The organism is Vibrio ponticus (assembly GCF_009938225.1).
GTDB classification, from domain to species: Bacteria; Pseudomonadota; Gammaproteobacteria; order Enterobacterales; family Vibrionaceae; genus Vibrio; species Vibrio ponticus.
The window spans coordinates 1969644-1994263 of the sequence record NZ_AP019657.1 but is presented as its reverse complement, the minus strand read 5'-3'; the positions used below and the strand labels follow the sequence as shown (position 1 = coordinate 1994263).

Below are 24620 nucleotides of genomic sequence, written 5' to 3'. Positions count from 1 at the left end.
GGAACGAATGAAAAAGATATTGGTTGTCTGTATGGGAAATATCTGCCGATCACCAACGGGTGAAGCCGTATTGCGTGCCAAGGCAAAGCAATTGGGGATTGATGTGGAGGTAGACTCAGCGGGTACGATTGGCTATCACCAAGGTAATCCACCTGATGAACGCTCACGACAAGCTGGCGAGAGACGCGGCTATTCGTTTAAAGGTATTCGTTCCCGTCAGGTTGAGCCACAAGATTTTACCTACTTTGATTTAATCCTGGCGGCAGATAATGATAATTTAAGCGATCTTCAAGCAATCTGCCCAGCAGAGCACCAATTTAAATTAAAGCTTTATCTGAGCTTTGGAGATTCGGAGCAACAAGAAATTCCTGACCCATATTATGGTGGTGAGCGAGGATTTGAGTTAGTACTAGATTTGTTGGAGGACGCAGCGGAGAGCGTACTGCGTCAGTTATAAATAGGAAAATTAGGCCGCCATTATGCGGCCATTGAAATAGTCATTGGTGACAATGTACTCCGTGTTACGGATGACTTCGTCTTGAACTTCTGCCCAATTTTGTCCGTTAGCTTCACCACATGGAACAACACCTCCAACGCGAATATTGAAAGGGTCGAGTTCTTTTGCCCAGCTTTGAGTAAACCCTGACACAAATGAAGATGCATTATCAAAACCCGCCATATCCTCATAGTTGGTGTAACCAATCACGTTGACGATCACGCCGCATTTATTCTCTTTTCTCATTCTATCGGCAGACACTTGCCCAAAGCCAAACAGCGTACTCGCCATTGAAGACAGGTTCATGGCAAAAGTGTCGTAAGCGCTGTGCTCAAAAATGTTTGGGATCGCTTTGGTGGTAAAGGTATTGATTAAAATGTCAGGCGAGCGCCCCAATGACGTCTCGATTGATTGAAATAAATGACGAATAGATGGGATTGAATAATCTTTAAGATCATATCGATGGACATTGTCATTGGTTGTGCGGCAACGTTGATAGGTTTCATCTAGAAGACGTTTGTCGCTATCACATAGAATAATGTGTGCACCTAAAGATGAAAAATGAGCTGCGAGTGTGCTCCCAACTCTAGAACCAGCAGAGGTCACTAACACAACTGCATTGTCTATTTTCATACCTTTGCTCTCCATCGATTGGTGACTAAATTTCTGTTCACAACAGAATGGTAGATTTATTGTTATTTAGATGTGAATAACATCAAATAAGCTGTGAGTATGTAGTATTAGTTGTCAGTTTTTTGCGTCTATTCACAAACTTGTAAACCCAAATATTGAATAGAAAAATATGTGCTAGAGCTCGCAATTCATTATGCTTGTGCGCGGATCTGATAAGTTCTTTGTGCTTCAACTAATTGATTATACAGATCAAAAGGCATGAGCTTCTTCGGCTCTTTCTCGCCAAGTTGGCGCTGTTGATGTAAAGACAGGTTATGGTAAACCTCTTCCGGAAGGGTATGGGTTTGTTCAGGAAGATAAACCAGCGCCTCTGGCATCAAATAGTGCGCAAGCTTTGCACTGGCGAGACCGCCTTGATGAAATTGGTGCGCTTGTTGTGCCGATATTTGATATGAGCTTTGGTCTGCTTGTAGCTGTTGAGGGCGCTGCAAATCAAAACGCTGACGTAAGGTTTGGTCTGTAATCTCAACATTATCAATTTGCTCGACAGGCGTGTTGTCACGTACGTCATTAGAGAACATTGAAAGGAGTAAAGCGAAGTCGGCACGACGACCTTCGTGAACGGCATGGTTAATCCCCGTACCGAACTGAAGTTCGTTGATAGCACTGATGTTATTGATCGCGTCGATTTGCATTGCGTCCCTCACTTTCCAGTTAAGTTAACGGCTAACTGTCGAGAAACTTTAAGCAAATTTTGCTGATAAACGAAAAAAGCCTGCATGATGCAGGCTTTTGAAATTTTGCGTAACCGCTGGATTACTTAGCTAGGTTCTCTGCTACGAAATCCCAGTTAACTAGAGCCCAGAAACCGTTCATGTAGTCTGGACGAACGTTACGGTAGTCGATGTAGTACGCGTGTTCCCATAGGTCAACAGTTAGAAGCGGAGTTACGCCTTCTTCTGTTAGAGGAGTAGCCGCGTTTGAAGTGTTAACGATCTCTAGAGAACCGTCAGCTTTCTTCACTAGCCAAGTCCAAGATGAACCGAAGTTGTTGATTGCTGAGTCAGTAAACTTAGCTTTGAACTCTTCGAAAGAACCGAATGCTGCGTTGATTGCGTCCGCTACTGCACCTGTTGGCTCGCCACCCGCGTTTGGCGCTAGACAGTGCCAGTAGAACGTGTGGTTCCAGATTTGAGCTGCGTTGTTAAATACACCGCCAGTAGAAGTTTTAACGATCTCTTCTAGAGTCTTACCTTCAAACTCAGTACCTGGGATCAGGCCGTTAAGTTTTACAACGTAAGTGTTGTGGTGCTTACCGTGGTGGAAATCTAGTGTTTCAGCTGAGATGTGTGGTTCTAATGCGTCTTTCGCATAAGGCAGAGCTGGTAGTTCAAATGCCATTGCTCGTTTCTCCATATATATAGAAAGAGATAACACTCTTTCAATTGCTTCCAGATGTTTATTGTTTTATCCGACTCGCAGCCTTGCGCGTCGTTGTCAATTTGACTGACTTGTTGCTAGTTTATCAAGTTTTTACGTGATTAAAAGCACACGGGAGTAAATAGTTATAGAAAAAATTCGTTTCTAACTGTTTATTTAAGCACATAAAAAACGTGGTTTTAGCGAAAATTCAGTGAAATCAGCTTGAGATTACGCCTAGGTAGATAACGTGTTAAGATAGCGTGAAAACGCCTTTAGTAATACCCGCAATAATTCTGTGCTTTTTATTCTTCAACAATGGTTTAAAATGTGCTGATATCTTGCAGTAACTCCATCAGAGGAAGCAATGGAAACTATTGAAAAAATCAAACAGCAAATCGCAGAGAACTCAATCCTTCTTTACATGAAGGGTTCACCTAAACTACCTAGCTGCGGTTTCTCTTCACAAGCGGCTCAAGCACTAATGGCTTGTGGCGAAAAATTCGCTTATGTAGATATTCTACAAAACCCAGACATCCGTGCAGAGCTTCCAGCATACGCGCAATGGCCAACATTCCCACAACTTTGGGTTGAAGGTGAGCTAATTGGTGGCTGTGACATCATCATCGAAATGTTCCAAAAGGGCGAACTTCAGCCGCTAGTTAAAGAAGCAGCTGCACGTGCTCAAGGCGATGCTGAATAATACTGTTTAAATTCACAGTTTTTCTTGATTTATAAGGGTCACATTCGATAATGTGACCCTTATTTTTTTGTGCTGCTGATAGAGATCACTAGGTACGTTATGTCACGTTTATTTATTGCTGAAAAACCAAGTTTAGGGCGAGCAATTGCTGCGGCACTTCCCGGGCCGAAAAAGAATGAACAAGGTTTTATTCGTTGTGGTAACGGTGATGTGGTGACTTGGTGTATAGGTCACCTGCTAGAACAGGTTGAGCCAGACGTCTATGACGAGCGCTATAAAAAATGGAACCTCAATGATTTGCCGATTGTGCCAGAGCAGTGGCAGTTAAGACCGCGCAAGTCAGCCAGTAAGCAATTGACGGTAGTACGTAAGTTACTTAAAGAGAGCGCACAAATCATTCACGCCGGTGACCCGGATCGAGAAGGGCAGCTCTTGGTTGATGAGGTGTTGGATTATTGCAAGGTATCTCAAAGCAAAAAGCAGAGTGCTCAGCGTTTGTTGATCAGTGACCTTAACTTACCTGCGGTGAAACGTGCAATTGGTTCAATGCGCAGCAACCGTGACTTTATTCCGCTCTCTGTATCGGCTTTAGCACGCTCTCGTGCCGATTGGCTCTATGGCATGAATATGTCTCGCGCTTATACCCTTTTAGGTCAGAAGGCCGGTTATCAAGGCGTATTGTCAGTGGGGCGGGTGCAAACTCCGGTATTGGGTTTAGTGGTACGCCGCGATGAAGAGATCGAGAACTTTATTCCGCGTGACTATTTCAGTCTCCATGCGCTGATTCCATATCAAGGCGAGTTTGGTGCGTTTGATATCCGTGCTAAATGGCAACCAAGTGATGCTTGTAAGCCTTGGCAAGATGAAGAAGGGCGAGTGCTGAATCGTAAGCTGGTGGAAAATGTTGCCAGTCGCATAGCCAATCAGCCCGCCAAGGTGACCGAGTCTCAGCAAAAGCAAACGAAGCAAGCTGCGCCACTGCCGTATTCATTGTCTGCACTGCAGATCGATGTCGCCAAACGCTATGGCATGAGTGCGCAACAAGTGCTGGACACGTGTCAGTCATTGTATGAAAAACACAAGTTGATTACCTATCCTCGTTCGGATTGTCGCTACTTGCCGCAAGAACATTACGCACAAGCGGGTAGTGTGTGTCAGGCTATTGCCCATAACGCTAAAGAGATGAGCGCTGCGGTTAATGGCGCTGATTTAGCGCTTAAGTCAAAAGCATGGAATGATAAAAAAGTCGACGCGCACCACGCAATTATACCCACGCCAAAGCAGGCTTCAGTCAATGGGTTGTCGGGCAATGAAATGAAAGTGTATCAGATGATTGCTCGTCAATATTTGATGCAATTTTATCCGCCAGCTGTCTATGCAGAAGCCAAGTTGGTGTTTGATATTGCCGGTGGTGTGTTTGTGGCAAAAGGTCGTCAGTTGGTTGCCGCAGGTTGGAAAGCCTTGATGGGTAAAGCGGACGATGACGACGCAGGTGTCGATAACGTGCCGCCCCTAGCGGAAGGGACAGTGCTGACTTGCCGTGAAGGGGAGATTAAGCAGCACCAAACTGAGCCGCCAAAACACTTTACCGAAGCAACGCTGCTGCAAGCGATGACAGGGATTGCTCGTTTTGTTGAAGATAAAGAGCTGAAAAAAATTCTACGCGAAACCGATGGTCTTGGCACTGAAGCGACGCGAGCGGGTATTCTCGATACGCTATTTAAGCGCCAGTTATTAACTAGACAAGGTAAGAGCATCCTAAGTTCACCAGCCGGTCGAGGGTTGATCCATGCACTGCCTAATGAGTCGACTTATCCGGATATGACCGCCAATTGGGAGCACCAACTGCAAGGCATGGCAGAACGAAATCATGCTTATCAGCCATTTATGCAAGCATTGCAGGAGCGAATCACAAATTTGATGACTCAAGTGAAAGGTGGTGAAGTGCCCGAGTCTTTGCGCCATCTACCGAAAGTTGAGCGACCAGCGTTTAAGCGTAAAAAGCGTTCATTCACTAAATCGACAGGCAAAAAGCCAGCGTCAGGGAAAGGTAAAGCGAGTAAATAACAGAGGCGGCTACGTCACAAAGCCGCGCTCGAACTAATCAAATAGGTTGCCATTATCAGCGATCGCTCCGCGTACATCATTTTGCGTCAATACTCGTTTACCAAGTTCACTTTTCACCTGCTTGCCCAAGTCAATCAAAGCATCTCGATTGGCTTGAGTTTGGCGTTTGCCAGCACTTCGTAGACAGTAATTCAACTCATGCGCTTCACTGAAATTCACTAGATGTTTATCCGCCATCAGACTCTCCTTATTGAGTGAAATCATTTTAATTTTGGAAGCCGGAGGCGAATTTTCAAGCGCGTTTAATAAGTTTATAAACTCGCTTGTATAGGGAATGTTGTAGCTAATTGATCACCAAGGAATTTGACTACCATCGAAATTGATAAACTGCCCGGATTGATCCTGGGTCAAATTAGCGATTACCTGTGTTAAGCCATTCACTGAGGTTGCGACATCAATCAGGGCATTAGGTCCGCCCATCTCGGTTTGAACCCAGCCCGGGTGCAGTGCCACGACAGTAAACCCTTGAGGTGAGAGATCATTGCTTAAGCTTTTGACCACCGAGTTTAGCGCTGCTTTTGATGAACGATAGATATAGCCCCCACCTGAGGTGTTCTCGGTCATACTGCCGACTTTCGATGATAAACAAGCAATGGTTGAAGAATCGCTTTGAGTGAGATTGAAATGCAGTGCCTCGACTAATTTAAGTGGCGCTATCGAATTGGTTTCAAATACCTTGCGCCATTCGTTAACGTCGGTATTGCCAAAACCATAGCCTTTAGGACCATAGTAGCCTGCATTATTGATTAGCAGATCGAGTCGTCCAATCGTCGCACTGAGCCGTTCGAACTTGTCATAGTCGGTGATGTCGAGACAATGGCAGTGCAGATTAGTATGTTTATGGGCAAGTGCGAGCAGTTGTTCGGCACTGTTGATATCACGGTAAGTTGCGTGAACTGTCGCTCCTTGTGCTAGGTAGTGATGAACAAACCCTAAGCCAATACCGCGGTTTGCACCGGTGATGAGTATGGTTTTCATTGCCTCTCCTTGGAATAGTGATAATGGTCTAGGTGATATTGTGTTAGGGCATAATAATAAAATCAATCATAAGCCATGCGGTGAGTATCATCGTGATAAACGCCAACATCGCGCCCAAGGTTCCGGCGGCAATGCCCAGCCAAAAATAGAGAGTAGAAGAGTACATAAGATTTAATTGAAAATGATAATTAATATCAATTAAATCTTTTTTGCAGCACAATTTCAAGCTGTTAACATACAGAGATACTTTGTTACTGCGATTGTCTCTATGCTTCCTATTGTTTACCACGCTATCTATTCGCAACTTGAGCTGCCAGCAGAGCACCGCTACCCAATCAGTAAATATCAGCGTTTGTATCAAGCTCTAGTAGAGAAACAACAGCAGGATTCAAATTGGTTGCAGTTGTTTGAGATAACGCAACCGTCCCCGCTGACTATTGAGCAGGTGCAGCAGGTACACAGTCCTGACTACATCGAGGCGCTGTTCAATAACCAATTGCCGGCAGCGAAGATGCGCCGAATTGGTTTCCCTTGGAGTGAGCAATTGATTGAGCGTACTTTGACTTCGGCAGGGGGCACCTGTTTAAGTGCCGAATTGGCGTTAGAGCATGGTTTGGCCATTCATTTAAGTGGCGGTTATCACCATGCTCATTATGACTTTGGCTCGGGATTTTGTCTGATTAACGACTTAGTCTTAGCAGCTAAACGAGCACTGGAATTTCCCCACATAGACAAAGTACTGATTATTGATAGTGATGTTCATCATGGTGATGGCACCGCGACTTTGTGCGCAGGTGAGGAGGATATCATCACGCTTTCCTTCCATTGCGATAAAAACTTTCCAGCCAAGAAGCCGGATTCCGATATCGACATCGCGTTGAGTCGAGAAACGGGTGACCAAGAATTTCTCGACCATTTCTGCAGTGTGGTGCAAATCGCGGTGAATCTGCATCGTCCTGATTTGATTGTTTATGATGCGGGTGTTGATATTCATCGTGACGATGAGCTGGGCTACTTCAACGTCTCGACACAAGCGCTATTTCAGCGAGACAGTTTTTTAATCCAACTAGCGAAAGAGAAAAGCATTCCCATGGCTTGTGTGGTTGGTGGCGGTTATCGTAGTGATCACCAAATGTTGGTTGCTTTGCATATGCAGTTGTTGGAAGCGGCATTTGCCAACTATACGGCTTAGCTGCATTGATGCTATGACAAAAAAAGCCAGTGACGAGAATCACTGGCTTGTGTCTGAGTAAGATCAGTATTAATTGAGCATTGAGAAACCACACACAGTAAATAGTGCAGTGGCAATCAGACCCGTTGTAATCGCGTATGGGAACTGAGTTCGAATGTGGTCAATATGGTCGTTCTTGGTCGCCATAGAGGAGACAATGCTGGTATCACTAATTGGTGAAGTCATATCACCAAAGATGGCACCTGAAATTGCCGCGCCAATCATAAGCTGAGGGTCAATGCCAACAGCTGCACCGACTTGAACGCCGATAGGGATCATAATCGAAAACGTTCCCCATGAGGTCCCAGTCGAAATCGCCATTAATACTGAAATCAAGAATACAAATGCCGCAGAAAAGCCCGATGGAATAATGCCGTCAATCGATTGAGTGATAAATGCGCCAGTATTGAGCTCTCCAGATACGTTACCCATCAAAAATGCCAGCGTCATGATCGCGCTAAGAGGAATCATTGACGCATAGCCAGCAAATAAGTGCTTAAAAAATGTATCGACGTTTAGGATTTTACGGCTGGTGAAGTAAACAAAAGAACAGGCGGTTCCGAGCATTACCCCCCAGAATACCGAGGTTGAACCAGAGCCGTTAGCGAGATCACCATTACCAGTAATGTAGAGACCCACAGGTACCATGATCGTTGTCGGAACTAATGGGATCAAAAAGTTAAGAATCGACTCTTTGTTGTGTGCACTTTCTACCACTTCAACGTCTTCTTCTGAAGTGATCGGAAACGCACCTTCGCGCAGTTCTTGTCCTGTGAGTGCTCGGCGCTCCGCTTCACCCATCGAGCCCCATTTGAAGCCACTAAAGATGTAGAAAAGCACGGAGGCGAGAGTGAGCCAAGCCATAAAGTTGTAAACCATGGAGCCGGCTAAAATACTGAAAGGTTCGCCATCGATGAAACCTTTGCTTACTTGCACGCCAATCACGCCCATCATGGCTGCGCCCCAGCCGTTAATCATTACGCTAGAGCAGACTGAAACACAGGATGCTTGAATGACGTAAGCCATTTTTTCACGCGCAACACCATAGCGTTTGGCTAACTCATTGGTTGAGGTACCCGCTGCCATGATGGAGATAGAGGATTCAATAAAGATGATGCTAGTGATTAGCATAGCCAACAACTGAACCGCTTTCGGGTTGTTGATGATATGCGCTTTTTCCGTTAAGTAACGGACCAGCGCTTTGGTGCCGCCAGTTACTTGGATTAAGCGAATCAATCCGCCCACCATAAAACAGAACAAAATGGTGCGGGTTGATCCTGCGGAAGAAAAGACATCGATGATGCCATCTAAGGTTGCCGCAATGCCAGAAAAAGGGTTGAAGCTATGAATAACCGTAAAGCCAACGAAAATCCCCGCGAGTAGCGATAGGATGACTTGGCGAGTCCAAATAGCCAGACCGATTGTGACCAAAGGTGTAATGATGGTCCAAATACCATAATCAGTCATGGATTAAGCCTCTAATGCTTGCTTAAGATCGTCAATAAGATCATCAGCATCTTCAATGCCAATCGAGAGGCGCAGAGTTTCAAAGTAGATCCCCATCGCTTCGCGTTCCTCTTTTGGTACCGAACCATGCGACATAGACGCAGTGTGATTAATCATGCTTTCTACACCACCTAATGATTCTGCCAAAACGAAATAACGCAACTTTCCAATGAATTGACGAACCTCTGCTTCTCCGCCAGCAAGACGAATCGTTACCACCGCACCACCGGTCTTCATTTGACGTTGACACAGTTCGTGCTGTGGGTGTGAAGCTAAGCCAGGGTAGTGAACTTCGATGACTTTGTCGTGTGTCTCAAGAAATTGTGCCACTTTCAATGCATTGGCACAGTGGCGCTCCATGCGAACGTCTAGTGTTTTTAATCCACGTAGGGATAGATAGGAATCGAAAGGCGAGGCAATGGCACCAACTGTGGTTTTAAACGCATTCAGGTGATCCGCGAGCTCTGAGTTGTTGGTGATCAGCGCACCCCCAATCACATCTGAGTGACCGCCAATGTATTTACTGGTTGAAAGCATCACCATGTCAGCGCCCAGAGCGAGCGGGCGTTGGTTCCACGCTGTTGAGAACGTATTGTCCACGCACGTCGTAATGCCGTTTGTTTTGGCTAAATCACACACCGCTTTGATATCAACCAGCTCTAGGAGAGGGTTGGTTGGTGTTTCAATCCAAATCAGCGCGGTTTGCGCGGTGATCGCTGCCTCAACAGCCGCCAAATCATTGAGATTAACATAACTAAATGTCAGCCCCGAAGTGCGTTTGCGCAGGCTTTCAAAAAGTCGATAAGTCCCACCATAGACGCTCGACATCACAATCACGTGTGCGTCTTGGTTTAGGATCTCCAAAGCGAGTGTCGTTGCCGCCATGCCAGAAGCCGTGGCAGTAGCGTAAATGCCACCTTCTAATTCGGCTAATGCAGTTTCATAAGCATGGCGAGTTGGGTTACCACAGCGAGAGTAAAAGAACTCACCACTTTCCCCCAGGTTTGGCTGGACAAACGTGCTCGCAGTAACAATCGGTGGAAAGATCGCGTTATTGCCCTTATCAGTTTGATTGCCACCATGGATGGCAATTGTGGCAATTTTATTGCTTTTCATAGGAGATCCTATTGGGTTTCGACGTTGAGGACGATGAATATCGCATAATGTAAAACTGAGTGAGGGGGGAACTCAATCTATTTAGAGTCAAATTAGTGAATAAGGTATCGAGGTGAGAAATTTTGTTGTAATGACTCACCGCTATTCGCTGAATAATTTCAATCTATTATTAGCGAGCAAGCAGCTAGATAGCTGCCGCTCGGGTTTTGTTGAGATGACTGGTGGAAATTAGTTTCGGTTTGAATCATCAATACAATCGAGGATCACCACACAACCTTTGCCTGCTGCTTTCGCTTGGTACATGGCGATATCCGCTTTATGGATAAGGTCATCACTATCACAGCAGGAGTCTTGGCAGTAATGTCCGCCAATACTGGTGCTCAGTTGGATTTTGATACCAGGCTCAACTTCAAATGGGCGCTTCACCACATCCAGTAACTCATCAGCATATTGCTGCGCTTGTTCAAAAATCAGCGATTGATGCAACAGCACCGCAAATTCATCGCCACCAATTCGACCAATAATCGCTTGTTCACCATATACCGATGTAATTGCTTTGGCGACGTGTTGCAAAGCGATATCCCCACCGCGGTGGCTATAGTTGTCATTAATCGCTTTGAAGTCATCCAGATCGATGAACACTAAACACAATGGGTTACCCTCTTTATTGGCTTTTTTCACTGCTTCAAGTGATTTTTCCTGGAAAGCGCCGCGGTTATACAAGCCAGTTAGATTGTCATAATGGGCTAAGTAGTGAATACGGCGATCGTCGCGATGCAGTCTCAGTTGATAGGTTGCAATGCAAAGCGCTAATACAATGCTGAGTAATACGCCAAGTTGGATCATCGAACCATGGAATGCTGTCGGATGCTGTACATCAATACGTTTTTCAAAATCCGCATAAGAAACCAATTTCCACGAGGTGGTATCATTGTTTGATACATGGAAGTCTTGGAAACAGTAAGGGTTAACTCTGTCTATCGCACCAACGGATTCTACCGTCATAATGCCAGTTTCAGATTCAAGTTGACCTGAAACAGTGGCTTTGATTTGCTCGGCTAATTCGGGAAACCTTGTATAAACAGTTTGATCTTGTTTGTCTTCAAACATAAAGGCAAATTCAAGATCCGGTCTTTCATCATTAAACAGAAAGTAGCCACTGTTGTTGATCAGCATGTAGTTGGTGCCGCTGTCTAGGTTAAACAGACGCAGACCATCCATCAGATATTTAGCTAGATAGTTGATGATCACGATGCCACGCTTCTGACCTTGCTCGTCTACAACAGGAGTTGCCATACGTATCATCGGCTTGTGTGGTTCTTCAATCATGCCATGTTCGATATTCAAATCGATTGGGGAAACATAGACTTGATTGCACCCTAGCGCCATTGCCTTTTGAAAGTAGTAGCGGTGGGCTTTGTTTTGCAGTTCATCTTTGGCAATAAGGTGTGCTTTACCATCGTAGAAATTGACGCGCACAATTTCATTGCCCTCAAGATCGAGATAGCGAATCTGGTCATAGATTTCTTTACGTTGACTCATTGCCAAAAGGGCGTTGCTGGTATGTTGTAGCAGCTGATTTTTGGTCTGTTCATCCAGCTGCGTACCGGTCTTGTAGATCTTTTGTTGACCTAAAAGATCGGCTAATAGGGCGGTTTCCTTAACAACCGAACCAATTACCCATTCAATGTAGTTTTTCTTGCCTTCAAGCAGTGCGCTTTGCTCCACTTTCATATTGCTTTTTACAGACGCAAGCTCTTGTTGAGAGTGATAAGTAAAAATGCCTAGAAACAACAGAATAAAGGCGCTGAATAAGACGAAAAATCGGGTAAAGAAAAACTTAAAGTCAGAGGAGTTCATGGCTGCGGACAAATCGAGATAATTCAAACGCGCGTATTATAGTGATACGAGTCACATATTGGTAGCAATAAAGCGAATTGTTTTCACGACAAAAATCTATTGAGTGTCGAACGAAGTTTACACATTTTGTTTACGTGATCAGCGGATTTCGCTTAAGGTCTAGATGATTGAATTTATGGGGAGCATACGATGGAGTTTTGGCGTAAAAAACGCTCGGCAAAGATCCGAGCGAATTTCAAAATCGTTGTTATGCACTTGCTTGGCTAGCAAGACGACCTAATTCGGTGAAGGTGGTGATGTTTTGTTTGGACTCGAAACGAGCGCGTTCACCATCGCCGCAGATGATCGCTTCGACAATACCTTTATGGCTCACCGCACTCTGCGACAAGTCATAATCGGTGTGAGTAAGCTTGATATAGCTCTTAAGTAGATTCGCGATTTGATCGTAAATCTTAAGAAACTTAGGGCTAGTACTGATCTCAACCACTTTTCGATGCAGTTCGAAGTCTTTTTGACAGACCGTCACTAACTCCAATGGTCCATTTTGGCACAACTGGCAAAACTCATCATAAACCTGACGCAGAGCCAATTTGTCTTCAGCGGTTGCTTTTTCAGCTGCCATTACCGCCGCTTGCGACTCAATTGCCACACGAAGGTGGTACAACTCCCATAAATCTTCATCAGAAAGATCGAACACTTGCCAACCAACATAGGGTTTTTGCACCACTAAACCTTCATGGGCGAGGGTATTGAGTGCCATTCGTACCGTACTACGAGAAAGTTCTAGCTGTTTTGACAAAGAACTTTCAACGATCTTTTCTCCTAGCGAAAGCTCACCACTGACGATCATATGTTTAATAAATTCAGTAGCTTGGTCTTCTAGGCTTTGTTTATTTATTTTCATTTCCCAGACTCATTAGTCACACGCATTTCAGAATATTCAAAAATATTACACCAAGTTGTGACTTTAGTCATATTTTGTCGTTTGTTTAACTGTATAATGCCGATTGTCGGACAATGGACAATTAACTGTTTAACGATAAGACAGAGTACATACAATGAAAGCAATAAAACTTTCTTCTACAGACAACGTAGCAACGCTACTTGGTGATGTAGAAAAACACGAATTAGTTGAAATCATTTCAGCAGACAACGAAGTAATCGCAGAAATCAAAGCGCTACAAAAGATCACTTTTGGTAATAAGATTGCGCTTGGCGATATCGCTAACGATGAGCACATCATGAAGTGTGGTCACTCTATTGGTAAGTCGATTGTTGAAATCCCACTCGGTCAACTTGTTCATGTCCAAAACGTTCGCAGCGAACGCCTAGACATTCCAGAAGCAATCATCGAAGAAATCATCAAACAAATGGGGATCGAGCAATAATGACTAGCACATTTAAAGGTTACCCACGTCCAAACGGTACATTTGGTATCCGTAACAGCGTAATGATTGTTGCTATTGATGAATGTTGTGAAGGTATCGCACGTAACATCAGTAAAGAGATTGATGACTCAGTTGTTGTAACTAACCACTACACCTGTATGTATGGTGGTAACGAAGAGATGATCGACACCATCATCCACACAGCAACTAACCCGAACATCGCAGGCGTACTGGTTATCGCAATGGGTTGTGGTTCAATCGACCCACAAATGATTGCAGAGCCAGTGCGTAAAGAAGGTCTACCGGTTCACACGCTAACAGTAATCAAGAACAAAGGTACTATCGAGACAATTAAAGATGGTATTGAGCTGGCAAAAGAGCTAAAAGCATACGCGGATAGCGTAGAGCGTGTTGATGCACCAGTTTCTGCACTGCGTATCGGTATCAAATGTGGCGGTTCAGACACATCAAGTGGTCTAGCTTCTAACCCATCTGTTGGTGCAGCTTCTGACAAGCTAATCGACATGGGCGCAACTACAATGGCGGGTGAGCTGCTTGAGCTACTAGGTTGTGAAGAGATTCTAAAAGAGCGTTCAGTAACACCTGAAGTGGGTGAGAAAATTGAACGTCTGATCGCTGAAGACCTAAAACGTTGGCACGTAATCGAAGGCACAGAAACCATGTCTATCGGTAACAGTGTTGGCGGTCTAACGACTATCGATGAAAAATCACAAGGTGCAATGCACAAGACGGGTACGCGTCCAATCCAAGATTGTTTGCGCATCAACCACATTCACCGTGAGAAACCAACCACGCCTGGTTTCTACCTAACTGAAACAACCATGCTATGTGGTGGTGCTGCAATGCACTTCGCTTCTCTTGGCTGTCAGTTAATTCTTTGGACTGCAGGTGCTGCAGGTTTCAACAACTCAATCGTTCCAGTAATCCGAGTGTCTGGTAACAGCTCTCTAATTACGGCTGATATGGATATCAACGCTTGTGGAATCATGGACGCAACAGACACTATCGACAATGTATCGAACAAGATCATTGAGCGCGTGTTTGATGTTGCAAATGGTGAGCCTACCAACCTAGAAGGTGTTGGTTTCGCTTACGCATCTCTATACCAAAAAGATCAACGTCTAGAACACGTTATCGGTATTTGCCCACAATAATCACTAAGTTGTTTACCCAAGTAAGTCTTGAGTGATACAGCGAGAAATTGCTTGGGTTATCCCAAAGGCGTTAATGAAACGCCTTTATATGAGAATAAAAAAATGAGTAAACCTGCTCCTAATAAATCACTTGGTTTGACCATCGCTCTTGTTTGTGCCGCCCTATGGGGTGCATCGTTCCCACTTGGCGGTGTGCTAGCTGGTAAGCTAGATCCTGTTGTTCTAGCGGTTGCGCGTTACGCGATTGCTACACTAGGTTTTGTTGTGCTATTCATGTTCTCTAAGAAGCACACACTTAAGAAAATCCAAAACAAAAAAGACGGTTTCCTATTGGCTGCAGCAGGTGTTTCTGCGCAAGCGGTATTCTTCTACTTTACTATCCTAGCTTACGAATACACCTCATCTGGTGAGATCGGTGTTATCAACGGTATGGCTCCGTTCCTAACCATGCTAGCGGTATTTGTTATCGATAAAATTAAGCCATCTGCACCTAAAGTATTTGCAGTTGTGCTATCTCTAGTGGGCGCTGGCGTTATTGCTTACGACCCATCGAACAAAATTCAAGGTCTTAACCTAGGTCACCTGTTCGCACTATTTGGTGTACTTGGCTTCGTAACTTACAACTACATTCTTGGTAAGTTCGGTTCAGATCTAAACTCTCGTTACGACACATTCTCTAGCTGTTTCTACCAATTCGGTGCAGCAACAGTCGCTCTACTTGTTCTTGGTTTAGTAACGGGTGCAGACTTCGCTTCAGCTTCAGTACTGGTTGAAAACGGCAAGCACATCGGCAGTATTCTAGCGCTTGGTCTACTGTGTTCAGGTATCGCATACGCTCTATGGGAAATTGCAACACTGAAAACTCAAGACGCAGTTATCACCACTATGGCACTGAACGTTCTACCGTTATTCGCGATGATCGTAGCTTACTTCCTACTAGGTGAGCTAATGACTCTGCAAAAACTTGCAGGTGTTGTGACTGTAGTTATCGCGCTATGTATCTACACAGTGGGTGACCGTTTCACTAAGAAAAAACCAGCTGTTCAAGAAGAAAAAGCAGCGGCTTAATTCTTAATTCAACCACGAGTTATGGCTGTCAGCATCGGGACTGACAGCCAATTCCCCCAAAAAATCAAATCGCTCCACAATTTGATTAACCCTGAAAGAACTTATTTATCTGAGTCACCTCAATATCGCTGCGCCTAGAGCGTGAGGTGACTTGGCTATCAATTGAATTATTGCCAATAGTAGAGAATTAACATGCTATTTAACGAATTAAAAATTACTGAAGTAGAAGTTATCCACCTACGCGTTCCAGCTGTTGATGAAGCGTGTGAATGGGGTGAAGATGGCGTACTAATCCGCGTTCACACTAACGCTGGTATCACGGGTGTTGGTGAATCTGACAGCTCACCAATGATGATCGAAGCTTGTATCAAAGCAACACAAAGCCACGGTTCTTCTCAAGGTCTTGAGCGTCTTTTAATCGGTGAAAACCCACTAGAAATCGAACGTCTATACACTAAGATGTACAACGGCACGCACTACGCAGGTCGTCGCTCTACAATGATCCACGCTATCTCTGCAATCGATATGGCGCTTTGGGATATCGCAGGTCAGTTCTACAAAGTACCTGTATGGCAACTTCTAGGCGGTAAATTCCGTGAGAAGATCCGCGCATACGGTACATTTATCCCGTCAGCAGTGAAAGAAGAGAACGTTGCTCGTACAACTGAGCTACTGGCTCAAGGTTTCACTTCGCTAAAATTTGGTGGTGGTCCGCTAGGTAAAAACGCAGAAACTGACTACGAAATCATCAAGACAGTGTGTGAAACAGCACGTGCGATCAACAAAGACGTTGAAATCGCAATCGACCTAGCAAGCGCGTGGCGCACAGCGGGTCACACCATTGAGATGGCTAAGAAGCTAGAAGAGTTCAACCTACTATGGATTGAAGAGCCAATCACAGATGACGTACTAGCGGGTTACCGTAAGGTTTCTCAGTCTACTTCGCAAAAACTTGCTGGTGGTGAGACGCTAACTACGCGTTACGAGTTCGCTAACTTCATCGAAAAATCAGGCGCTGACTTCGTTCAACCAGACGTAACACGTTGTGGTGGTATCACTGAAATGGTGAAGATCTACGATATGGCACATATGGCTGGTATGAAGCTAGTTCCACACGGTTTCTCAACCGGTATCCTGATTGCAGCAACGGTACACTTCCTAGCTTCTCGTGAGCACGGCGACCTAATTGAGTACTCTCAAAGCACAAGCCCACTGTTTACTTCACTAGTGAAAAACCAAATCGCATTTGAAGACGGTTACGTAGCAGTACCAAACACTCCAGGATTGGGTGTGGAGCTTGACGAAGAGATCATCGCTAAGTACCGCGTAAACTAATTGACGCGTCAGGATAGGAATTTGGGTCTTATCCTGGTTTATCGTCATAGTCAGCTTTGACGAAAAATTGGAACAGAAATAACGACAAAGAGGCAGCCATTGGTTGCCTCTTTTTTTATATCTAAATTAGAGGCTGTAAATAGGAGGCTTAACAAGAACAGCAACAGAGATACAACTATACTTATAGTGACGACTCAATCGATGAGGAGTGGCTGAATATGGACTTTACAGAGAAACTCCGTTTGCGCGGCAAGGTAGAAGAAGACCTCTATTTCGCCGAGCTAGACCGCCAATTGATCAAAGCGATGCATGAGCAGCATAAGCTTGATTATGGTGAGTGGAAAGCTTTTCAATCTGACTCTGAACGTATTGATGAACGAGAGGGTGAGAAATAAATACAACGTTTACCAGATGTATTTCAGCTTACTAAATGTGTGAGAGTGTGAGATCGCCTTCGATGAGGGATCTGAGTCCTTCATAAGTTTTTGGCGTTTTAAAACGAGAAAACTCGGGGACGCCTAGTCGGGGACGCCCAGTCCAGTCTTGCGACTCAATAATGTATAGGCTTAGAAACGACGAAAGCCCGCAAATTTCTTTGCGGGCTTTCTAAATGTGGCGGAGAGATAGGGATTTGAACCCTAGATACGCTATTAACGTATGCCGGTTTTCAAGACCGGTGCTTTCAACCACTCAGCCATCTCTCCGTGTGGTGCGCATAATATAAGGGAAGCCTTTGCTTGTAAACCCCTGTTTTTACTGTTTGATTTATTTGTGAGCGATTTAGGCTGTTTTTTTTGCTAAGAGATAAAAAAGTTGTGTTTAGTGCTTGTTTGATAAGTGACAACAGAGGCTAAAGGAAAAGATTATCAATTGAAATTGATAATCTTCACATTGATTGCGCTTAGTGTATTTTGCTAAAATTATTAATAAAAATAATAATATGTATTACTGTGGACTCACTTGATAGCCAAACGCAGATATTTTACAAACTCCTCGATCTTGACGATGAACACAAGCAATCGTTTTTAGAAAAACTGCAACAAGATAATCCTGCTCTGTATGCTGACGTCATTTGTTTGGTAAATGCAGATGCAGATGCGGATCAGCATTTAACGAAAATTCTTGGTTTTAACCTTTCATTTGCTAGCTCTCATAAAAGCGACTTAACTCATCAACAAATTGATAAGTACCTGATCACCCATGAGTTAGGGCGGGGTGGGATGGGGGTTGTTTATGCTGCATGTAGAGCTGATAAACGCTTCGAGCAAAAACTGGCAATCAAAGTCATTCATAAACAATTAGCGTTGATTTTCGATGAAACTGCCTTGTTTTCAGAAGCTCAGATGTTGGCCAAACTTAACCATCCGCATATAGCCAAAGTTTTTGATGGTGGAGTATATAATCAACAAGTCTACATTGTGATGGAGCAAGTAGATGGGGGGAACTTATCGTGCCTTTGTCAGCAGCAAGAATTAGATAGTCGACAAAAAATAGAGTTACTTCTCCAAGTCTGTCAGGCAATAGAGTATAGCCACGCTCAAGGGATCGTTCATGGGGATTTGAAGCCTGAAAATGTGCTAGTTGATGTTAATATGCAAGCCAAGATTATTGACTTTAACCTTACTCAGAAACTCAGTGCCAACGAAGGTGCTGTAACCGCACTTAGTCCATACTATGCAAGCCCTGAACAAAAGAGTGGTGCTAAACTTGAGCCTGCAAGTGATATTTTTGCTTTAGGTAAGTTATTAGAATGGCTGTTTTTGACTAAAAAAACACCGACAGATTTAACTTGTATTATTCAAAAAGCGACCCAAATACGCCCAGAACAACGTTATCAAACTGCATATCAATTGAGGTTAGATTTAGAGAATACTCTTAATAAACGACCGATCTCACAACGCAAGGGAAATATTCCTTATGTTTACTTGCGCATGTTTCAACGCCATCCAATATCAAGTTCATTAACCGTCACTCTTATGCTAACCGCAGTTATTTTCACGTCAGTGGTGTTGAACAAAAATAAACAGCTCGAACATGAGAAAAGTGTCGCGGAAAATCTTATCTATGAAGTGACCAGCATGATGTTTCATTCCAAAAGCTCTGCAGCACAAGCAATGCCAGTTAGCGCAGTGTTAGATCATACTCGTCGACGAATTTTATCTAATCCTCAGATACCTAAGCATATAAAACAGAAAATGTTTTTAGTAATGATTGAACCTGAGGATCAACTAGAAACGCTTGAGAAACGACAGAGCAAATAATTATGGACGATTTATTAGTAGGAAGAAAAGTAGGGTTGCTGCTGGTATTGCTTAGCTCGCCTTTGGTTTTTGCAGAGCAAGAGCCTATTCAGACGGGTTATTATATTGATGCGCCTGTTACTGGTCTGTACTACGAAACCAGTTCAAACCTGTCAGGATTTACAACTAAGGGTGCCTACAATTTTCGTCGTGGGGATGTGGTGAGCTTTTATCTTGGTGTTGACGAAAATAGCTTTTTACTAAGTCGGCTTTCTAGCCAAGAGGTAGTGACTCCGACGCTATCCACAACCAAACCATCACGAAGTATCAATATGACGCGTTTGTTACTTTCACTCGATAGTACACCAGAAAATCGCAGAGAAATTTTGTTACTTAGTGACTTGTTATCTGATCCTAAAGTTCAACAACAGTTGCAGCGTTTGGATCTAAATAATCTCACTGACGAACAGTTAGAGCCTCTAAATGTTGATTTAGTTTCAACTCAGGAGGCTGTTGAGCATTTAAATCAAAGTCAACAATACATAACAAAGAACTTTGCGTCAGATGAAATAGTTTTTGAACCAGTTAATCAGAAAGTAAAAAATATTATTATAAAACTGCGTGATTATAACGGGAAAATATGTGCTTACGATTTACGTTTACGAAATCATCCTGAATATCATCCTCCAATAGGAGGGCTAACTTACCGGGTTACCAAAAACGAATTGATTGAATACCCCGATATTGGAGACAGATTTAATGGATGCTTAATCCAACCTAATCAGAATGCTAAGGACATTCAGTATACGCCTTTAAGTGAAATGCCAGGCTACTATGGTGTGATGCGTTGCGCTCAAAACGGGTGCACGAGAAATGAAGTAAATGGTTTCATTATCGATGATTATAACGATGAGGGAGACTGGAAGTATCGTTCGCTCTCAATCAACTTTGATCCGACTACGCAACTTTTGATGGAAAAAATGCAGGGATTGGGGCGTACAAAAAACATCCATCATAGTAATCAGATTGAGGAAATTTGGTTTACGTATCCAGCGGAGTTTCATAATCAGTTTGCTTACGAGGGCATATGGAAGCAAACAACCTATCATGAGGGTTATTTAGCTGAAATTTGTTTATTGATTGAGGGGGGAAGCATCAAGAAATCTGAGTTAGAAAATTTGCAATGCCCTAATACTCGTTCCGCGTACCAAGAGGATGTGACTCTTCAATATGGTGATATGTGGTGGGTATCAAGTCAGTCCACAAGCTCCTCATTAGAACAAATGAATATGTCAGTACGCTGGTATCCAACCCCAGGTGTATCACAAATTACAACATGGGAATATTTACCGACAGGTAAAGATTGGCATCAGGGTATTTTGTATCGTTATCAACAAAATTTAAGCTTAGACTCAGACGGTATGGAAAAACTGAGCACACATACTATATCAGAATACGAGAAAATTCATGGAGTTATAATTTAATGGCATTACCTAACATACGCGATATAGAAAAAAGGAATACAGAGGATAAACAGTCGGATAGTCAACTTTATCAATTTATCTATTTTCAATTACGAAAAATTGCTCAACAAGAGCGGGAGCGTTGTGCGCTAAAGCATGGGGAACAAAACAAAGTCCTACTCGATAGTGTGAATAGTACAACAGCTCTTGTTCATGATGCGTATGTGAAATTATCCCAAAGTGATAATGCAGAACTGTGCAATCAGAGAGAGTTCTATTTAATGGCAGCTAAAGCAATGCGACAGATATTAATTGATAATGCTCGTATTCAATTAGCTCAAAAGCGTCAGGCAATCGTAGAAACTGATGAGTTTGCAACAGAACAACTTAGTTTCGAAGAGCTATTACTTGTAGACAAGGTTCTTGATGTGTTTAGTGATTCTTATCTAAGGCAATCTAATGCACTTAAGCTGAAGTATTTTATGGGTATGACAAATGATGAGATAGGTCAATTGCTTCATTGTAGTAGTAGTTTAGTAGAGAAAGATCTGCGATTCTCGAAAAGCTGGCTTCAGGCAAGGATGGCTTAAGATTAATTTGAACTAGAAATGGTCTAGCGTGGCGCTTGTTATTTCGATCTCTCAATTGAATGGGTTTACCTATCTATTACCTTCCGAAGGGACTACCTGTTGAATGAGTTAGGAAATGATACTTACGATTTTCGATTAGGGTTGTAGGGCTGCGGGAATATGGAACTCGCGTGGCCCCTAGCTGAGCTAGATTGTTTTGAGTTTCCAAGGCATTCTCAAACGGGGCAAGAGTCGTTGTCATTAGATGTAAATTGCTTACCGTATGACGAGTTCGTCGCAGGTGAAACCTAATGCTACATCGTACGCCCTAAACCCCAGTACGAAGATTGGGTTGAAGAAATTAAGCTAAACCTCATTTGCTCGTCTAAACAAAATTAATGAGAAAAATAATAAAAAAGTTTGAGGCTTTTTGTGCGTTTTTCGTGTCTTGAACAGTATGAGTAAAACTTCTATAAATTCGCTCGTTTTCTAACAAATATAATGAAGAACGGATTTAGGAATTCTTACAATGAAAAGAATCAGTTTACTAGCAGCGTCAGTGGCTATCGCTCTTTCTGGTTGTGGTGGTGGTGATAGCAGTTCATCGTCGAATGAAGGAAGTCAAGTAACGGGTGTAACTATTACTGGCTTTGATGGTTACTTTAATCAAGCCGTAGTGTTTGATGATAGAGACCATAGCGGTACTTTAGACAACAAAGACCTGATTATCGGTTTAACTGATGCTAACGGTAAATTTCAGCTATCAGAAAGCCAGTTTGCTGAGATTCAGCAGCTAGCGCTACAAACGATTATTCCTGGTGGTGCGATGCAAAAATCTTTGATTGAAAGAGATCCGCAACGTTTTGCTGGTAAATACACTATCGATATGGACCATCCAACTCAAGCTATGTCTCATGAAGTGGTTTTACGTGCCATCCCAGGAGATAAAGTGGTTTCGCCACTGACTGATTTAGTGGTTATTGAGGCTGGCGATAATCCATCGAAACAAAAAATCGAAGCAGCTAAAAAAGCAGTTAATGCATCATTAGCATTGCCTGAAGATAGCACCAGTGCTTTTGAAGATGTTATTGCAGCAGATAACAAAGTACTGCACAAGACGGCTCAAATTCTTACTGAATCGAAAGCAGCTGCTGGCACTGGTACATACGATCCAATTAAAGTAGCGACAGAAGCGAATAAAGTTGTTACTGAGAACCCAGATAAGCTAGATGACATCAATTTCAAGCCTGTAGTTGATGGTGATATAACAACAGTTCCTGTCATTAACAATAAACTGATTGTAAACGAAGACGTGAAGAAGCACTTGTTGGACTCTCTTGAACTTCAAGAGTCACACCAAGGACTTGATATTAGCTTGCCATTGAATCTTGAGGGTAAAGCGCTATTTTCAGATGCAGATAACGCTAATATTGAAATCGTTGCAACGATGACTTCTGCAACGATGGAGAGCGTTAGTGGCGTAACTCTAACTGCAACGAATGGTGATGTACTCACCATTGAGGGAACACCTTCGATTAAGCGCGAAGTTTATGTTGTGACGTTAACTGCCGTTGATGAAGATAAGCAAGGCAATGTTACATCAGGTAAAGCGATTGCTGCGTTTGAATTAAAGTTCAAACTAGACAATCAAGCCCCGGTAGTTGATGGTGACGTAAGCCAAGTAGTTCAAGAGCAGATTGAAAACCTTAAGTTAGTGCAAGGTGTGGCAGTGTTGTCTGAACCGATTGTGTTGAACGGTTTATTTGATGATGCAGATAATGACGCACTGAAATTGAGCGCGTTTAGCTCTTTAGCTGGTCTTGAGGTATCAGTTGAGCAAAATGAGCTAGTCGTAACAGGTAAGCCTCTTTATGAATCAGCAGCTGGTCAAACAATTACTATTGGCGCTAGTGATGAAAAAACGACGACTTACCACAGTTTTAGTTTGGGTGAAGTAGAGCAAGCGATTTCTATTGATAATTCTCGCCGCGTTGAGATTCAGTCTGAGATTAATGATGCGCTTGTTGATTTAGTCAGAAACGAACCTATCGTCGTGCATTCTCCAATTGCTATCGATACCCTTTTCAATACAGATAATGTGCCAACGGGTGTTGTTGAATACTATGCTGGTGATGACCAGGATAATGTCGGACACACAAGTATTCCAGGTATCAATGTTCGTGTGATTGAAGGTACCGGTGAAATTGAATTTTTCGGTACGCCAACGGTAGCGGCATCTGAGGGATATTTCTATATTGCGGCAGGCATGAATCTCGACACTAAAGATGAAGTAACATCGGAAATGGTCCGCTTTGCTATACCGGAAGTCGTAATTGCCGGTGGTATCGGTCCAGGTGAACCTGAAATCCATTCGTTAGAAAATAAATTCCTGCACTTCTCAGAAATGGGCGGCTTAAATGCGTGGTGTGATACCGTGTATTTTGATTCAGAAACTAATAAGGTGTACTGGAACAACCGTGCCGCAAGTGGTAATCAGACACAGACAACTTGTACTGAAACCGACCTTAGCATTGAAGGTGCGTATAACTACGAACTTGATTACGTGATTGAGAATGGTGTAATCAAAGCGATTAGTCCATCGAAGGAGCGCAGTGCGACATGGGTATTGAAGCAAAGTGTACTCGATGACTTTGTCGATGAGGAAAACCTTAATCGTTATATTCTAAGCATCACATTTGCTGAGAACAATGTTGTTGATGGCGAAATAGTAGAATCAGATAAAAGCACTGAAATCTACACATACTACGTAGACCCAAAAGCTGTAGAAGCCTCTTTAGCTCAGGAGACGGGCAAATCTATGTCGAATAGTGCGTGGGTTACTAAGATGCAACATTCTGTGATTGATAACCAAGTAGACGGTTTTGATGTTGGTGCAGCAGTCGAGGAATTTGATTCACCGACAGGTCAATTTGAAGGCACATATCGAGCGGCGAGTATTTATGGTAGAAACCCAGAAGTGTGCAAAACATTGAAGGATGACTACAACATTATGGAGTCATTTGATCTCTATGAGTCTACACAGCAAGCAAATTCTTACTTCTCACAGAAAGTTAATTATGAGCAACTTAATGATGGTTCTTGTTACTTCAAATTGTTGCCAGCTTGGGACCCTATGTTCCCGGATCAGCCTATTACTGCTTTGCCGAAAGGGATGTATACCATTCAGGTGAAACCACAAAATGAAGCTGAACTAGAACGCATTGTTATTAGCTTTAAGCACTGATAAAGTAAATAAAGCAGAAGTGTTCATCTGATAAAACCCTCGACTGCTATCGAGGGTTTTTTATTTTAA

22 protein-coding genes and 1 tRNA gene are annotated in these 24620 nt (G+C 43.3%); 13 read left to right on the top strand and 10 right to left on the bottom strand.

Annotated features, from left to right (window positions below; genetic code table 11):
• The first annotated feature begins 7 nt into the window (after positions 1-7).
• Positions 8-457, top strand: a complete 450-nt coding sequence (locus GZN30_RS08675; RefSeq protein ID WP_075650364.1) for a low molecular weight protein-tyrosine-phosphatase — start codon at positions 8-10, stop codon at positions 455-457.
• Positions 458-466: 9 nt separating this feature from the next.
• Here GZN30_RS08675 and GZN30_RS08670 read toward each other — a convergent pair whose 3' ends face one another.
• The 3 genes from GZN30_RS08670 to sodB all read right to left on the bottom strand — a co-directional run bounded on the left by GZN30_RS08670 (position 467) and on the right by sodB (position 2530).
• Complete coding sequence (locus tag GZN30_RS08670; protein WP_075650362.1) at positions 467-1129, bottom strand: SDR family oxidoreductase; 663 nt, start codon at positions 1127-1129, stop codon at positions 467-469.
• Positions 1130-1320: 191 nt separating this feature from the next.
• Positions 1321-1824, bottom strand: coding sequence for a VC2046/SO_2500 family protein (locus tag GZN30_RS08665; RefSeq protein ID WP_123780377.1), 504 nt, complete (start codon positions 1822-1824; stop codon positions 1321-1323).
• Positions 1825-1945: 121 nt separating this feature from the next.
• The gene (sodB, locus tag GZN30_RS08660) at positions 1946-2530 is read right to left on the bottom strand and encodes a superoxide dismutase [Fe] (protein ID WP_075650358.1); all 585 of its coding nucleotides are present in this window, start codon (positions 2528-2530) and stop codon (positions 1946-1948) included.
• A 385-nt stretch (positions 2531-2915) separates the two neighbouring features.
• Here sodB and GZN30_RS08655 point away from each other — a divergent pair, with 385 nt between their 5' ends.
• The gene (locus GZN30_RS08655; protein ID WP_075650356.1) at positions 2916-3251 is read left to right on the top strand and encodes a Grx4 family monothiol glutaredoxin; all 336 of its coding nucleotides are present in this window, start codon (positions 2916-2918) and stop codon (positions 3249-3251) included.
• Positions 3252-3350: 99 nt separating this feature from the next.
• Positions 3351-5318 (top strand): DNA topoisomerase III, encoded by a 1968-nt coding sequence (locus GZN30_RS08650; protein WP_075650354.1) that lies wholly within the window; start codon positions 3351-3353, stop codon positions 5316-5318.
• A 33-nt stretch (positions 5319-5351) separates the two neighbouring features.
• Here the strand turns inward: GZN30_RS08650 and GZN30_RS08645 are convergent, their stop codons facing one another.
• Together GZN30_RS08645 and GZN30_RS08640 are read right to left on the bottom strand one after the other, a co-directional pair.
• Entirely contained in the window at positions 5352-5558 is a 207-nt protein-coding gene (locus GZN30_RS08645; protein WP_123780495.1) for a hypothetical protein, read from the bottom strand.
• Between the two features lie 111 nt (positions 5559-5669).
• A complete protein-coding gene (locus GZN30_RS08640; RefSeq protein WP_075650350.1) occupies positions 5670-6356 on the bottom strand; it encodes an SDR family oxidoreductase in 687 nt (228 codons plus the stop codon).
• Between the two features lie 268 nt (positions 6357-6624).
• Between GZN30_RS08640 and GZN30_RS08635 the strand changes: the two genes are divergently transcribed.
• Positions 6625-7548, top strand: coding sequence for a histone deacetylase family protein (locus GZN30_RS08635; protein ID WP_075650348.1), 924 nt, complete (start codon positions 6625-6627; stop codon positions 7546-7548).
• 69 nt (positions 7549-7617) lie between these two features.
• Here the strand turns inward: GZN30_RS08635 and GZN30_RS08630 are convergent, their stop codons facing one another.
• From GZN30_RS08630 to GZN30_RS08615, 4 genes are all read right to left on the bottom strand, one after another.
• Positions 7618-9054 (bottom strand): Na+/H+ antiporter NhaC family protein, encoded by a 1437-nt coding sequence (locus tag GZN30_RS08630; RefSeq protein ID WP_075650346.1) that lies wholly within the window; start codon positions 9052-9054, stop codon positions 7618-7620.
• A gap of 3 nt (positions 9055-9057) precedes the next feature.
• Positions 9058-10209, bottom strand: coding sequence for a trans-sulfuration enzyme family protein (locus tag GZN30_RS08625; RefSeq protein WP_075650344.1), 1152 nt, complete (start codon positions 10207-10209; stop codon positions 9058-9060).
• 228 nt (positions 10210-10437) lie between these two features.
• Positions 10438-11943, bottom strand: a complete 1506-nt coding sequence (locus tag GZN30_RS08620; protein ID WP_332058068.1) for a sensor domain-containing diguanylate cyclase — start codon at positions 11941-11943, stop codon at positions 10438-10440.
• 373 nt (positions 11944-12316) lie between these two features.
• Positions 12317-12973 carry a GntR family transcriptional regulator gene (locus GZN30_RS08615; RefSeq protein WP_075650340.1) on the bottom strand — a complete coding sequence of 219 codons (657 nt, stop codon included), beginning with the start codon at positions 12971-12973 and terminating at the stop codon, positions 12317-12319.
• Positions 12974-13127: 154 nt separating this feature from the next.
• Between GZN30_RS08615 and GZN30_RS08610 the strand changes: the two genes are divergently transcribed.
• From GZN30_RS08610 to GZN30_RS21290, 5 genes are all read left to right on the top strand, one after another.
• Complete coding sequence (locus tag GZN30_RS08610; RefSeq protein ID WP_075650338.1) at positions 13128-13457, top strand: UxaA family hydrolase; 330 nt, start codon at positions 13128-13130, stop codon at positions 13455-13457.
• Positions 13457-14632, top strand: a complete 1176-nt coding sequence (locus GZN30_RS08605) for a UxaA family hydrolase (protein WP_075650336.1) — start codon at positions 13457-13459, stop codon at positions 14630-14632. Before GZN30_RS08610 ends, GZN30_RS08605 begins: the two co-directional genes overlap by 1 nt.
• Positions 14633-14734: 102 nt before the next feature.
• Positions 14735-15700, top strand: a complete 966-nt coding sequence (locus tag GZN30_RS08600; protein ID WP_075650334.1) for a DMT family transporter — start codon at positions 14735-14737, stop codon at positions 15698-15700.
• Between the two features lie 192 nt (positions 15701-15892).
• Entirely contained in the window at positions 15893-17035 is a 1143-nt protein-coding gene (locus GZN30_RS08595; protein WP_075650332.1) for a mandelate racemase/muconate lactonizing enzyme family protein, read from the top strand.
• Between the two features lie 218 nt (positions 17036-17253).
• Positions 17254-17430, top strand: a complete 177-nt coding sequence (locus tag GZN30_RS21290) for a hypothetical protein (protein ID WP_167521310.1) — start codon at positions 17254-17256, stop codon at positions 17428-17430.
• Between the two features lie 218 nt (positions 17431-17648).
• On the opposite strand, the gene GZN30_RS08590 is transcribed toward GZN30_RS21290, so the two are convergent.
• A tRNA-Ser gene (locus GZN30_RS08590) sits at positions 17649-17739 on the bottom strand.
• A gap of 246 nt (positions 17740-17985) precedes the next feature.
• Between GZN30_RS08590 and GZN30_RS08585 the strand changes: the two genes are divergently transcribed.
• From GZN30_RS08585 to GZN30_RS08570, 4 genes are all read left to right on the top strand, one after another.
• On the top strand, positions 17986-19296 hold the full coding sequence (locus tag GZN30_RS08585) for a serine/threonine protein kinase (RefSeq protein WP_232060472.1): 1311 nt from the start codon (positions 17986-17988) through the stop codon (positions 19294-19296).
• Positions 19297-19298: 2 nt separating this feature from the next.
• Complete coding sequence (locus GZN30_RS08580; protein WP_075647654.1) at positions 19299-20759, top strand: chromosome partitioning protein ParA; 1461 nt, start codon at positions 19299-19301, stop codon at positions 20757-20759.
• On the top strand, positions 20759-21328 hold the full coding sequence (locus GZN30_RS08575) for an ECF-type sigma factor (protein WP_075647653.1): 570 nt from the start codon (positions 20759-20761) through the stop codon (positions 21326-21328). Before GZN30_RS08580 ends, GZN30_RS08575 begins: the two co-directional genes overlap by 1 nt.
• Before the next feature lie 508 nt (positions 21329-21836).
• Positions 21837-24551: a hypothetical protein gene (locus GZN30_RS08570; protein WP_075647652.1), complete on the top strand. Its 2715-nt coding sequence runs from the start codon at positions 21837-21839 to the stop codon at positions 24549-24551.
• Positions 24552-24620: the final 69 nt, after the last annotated feature.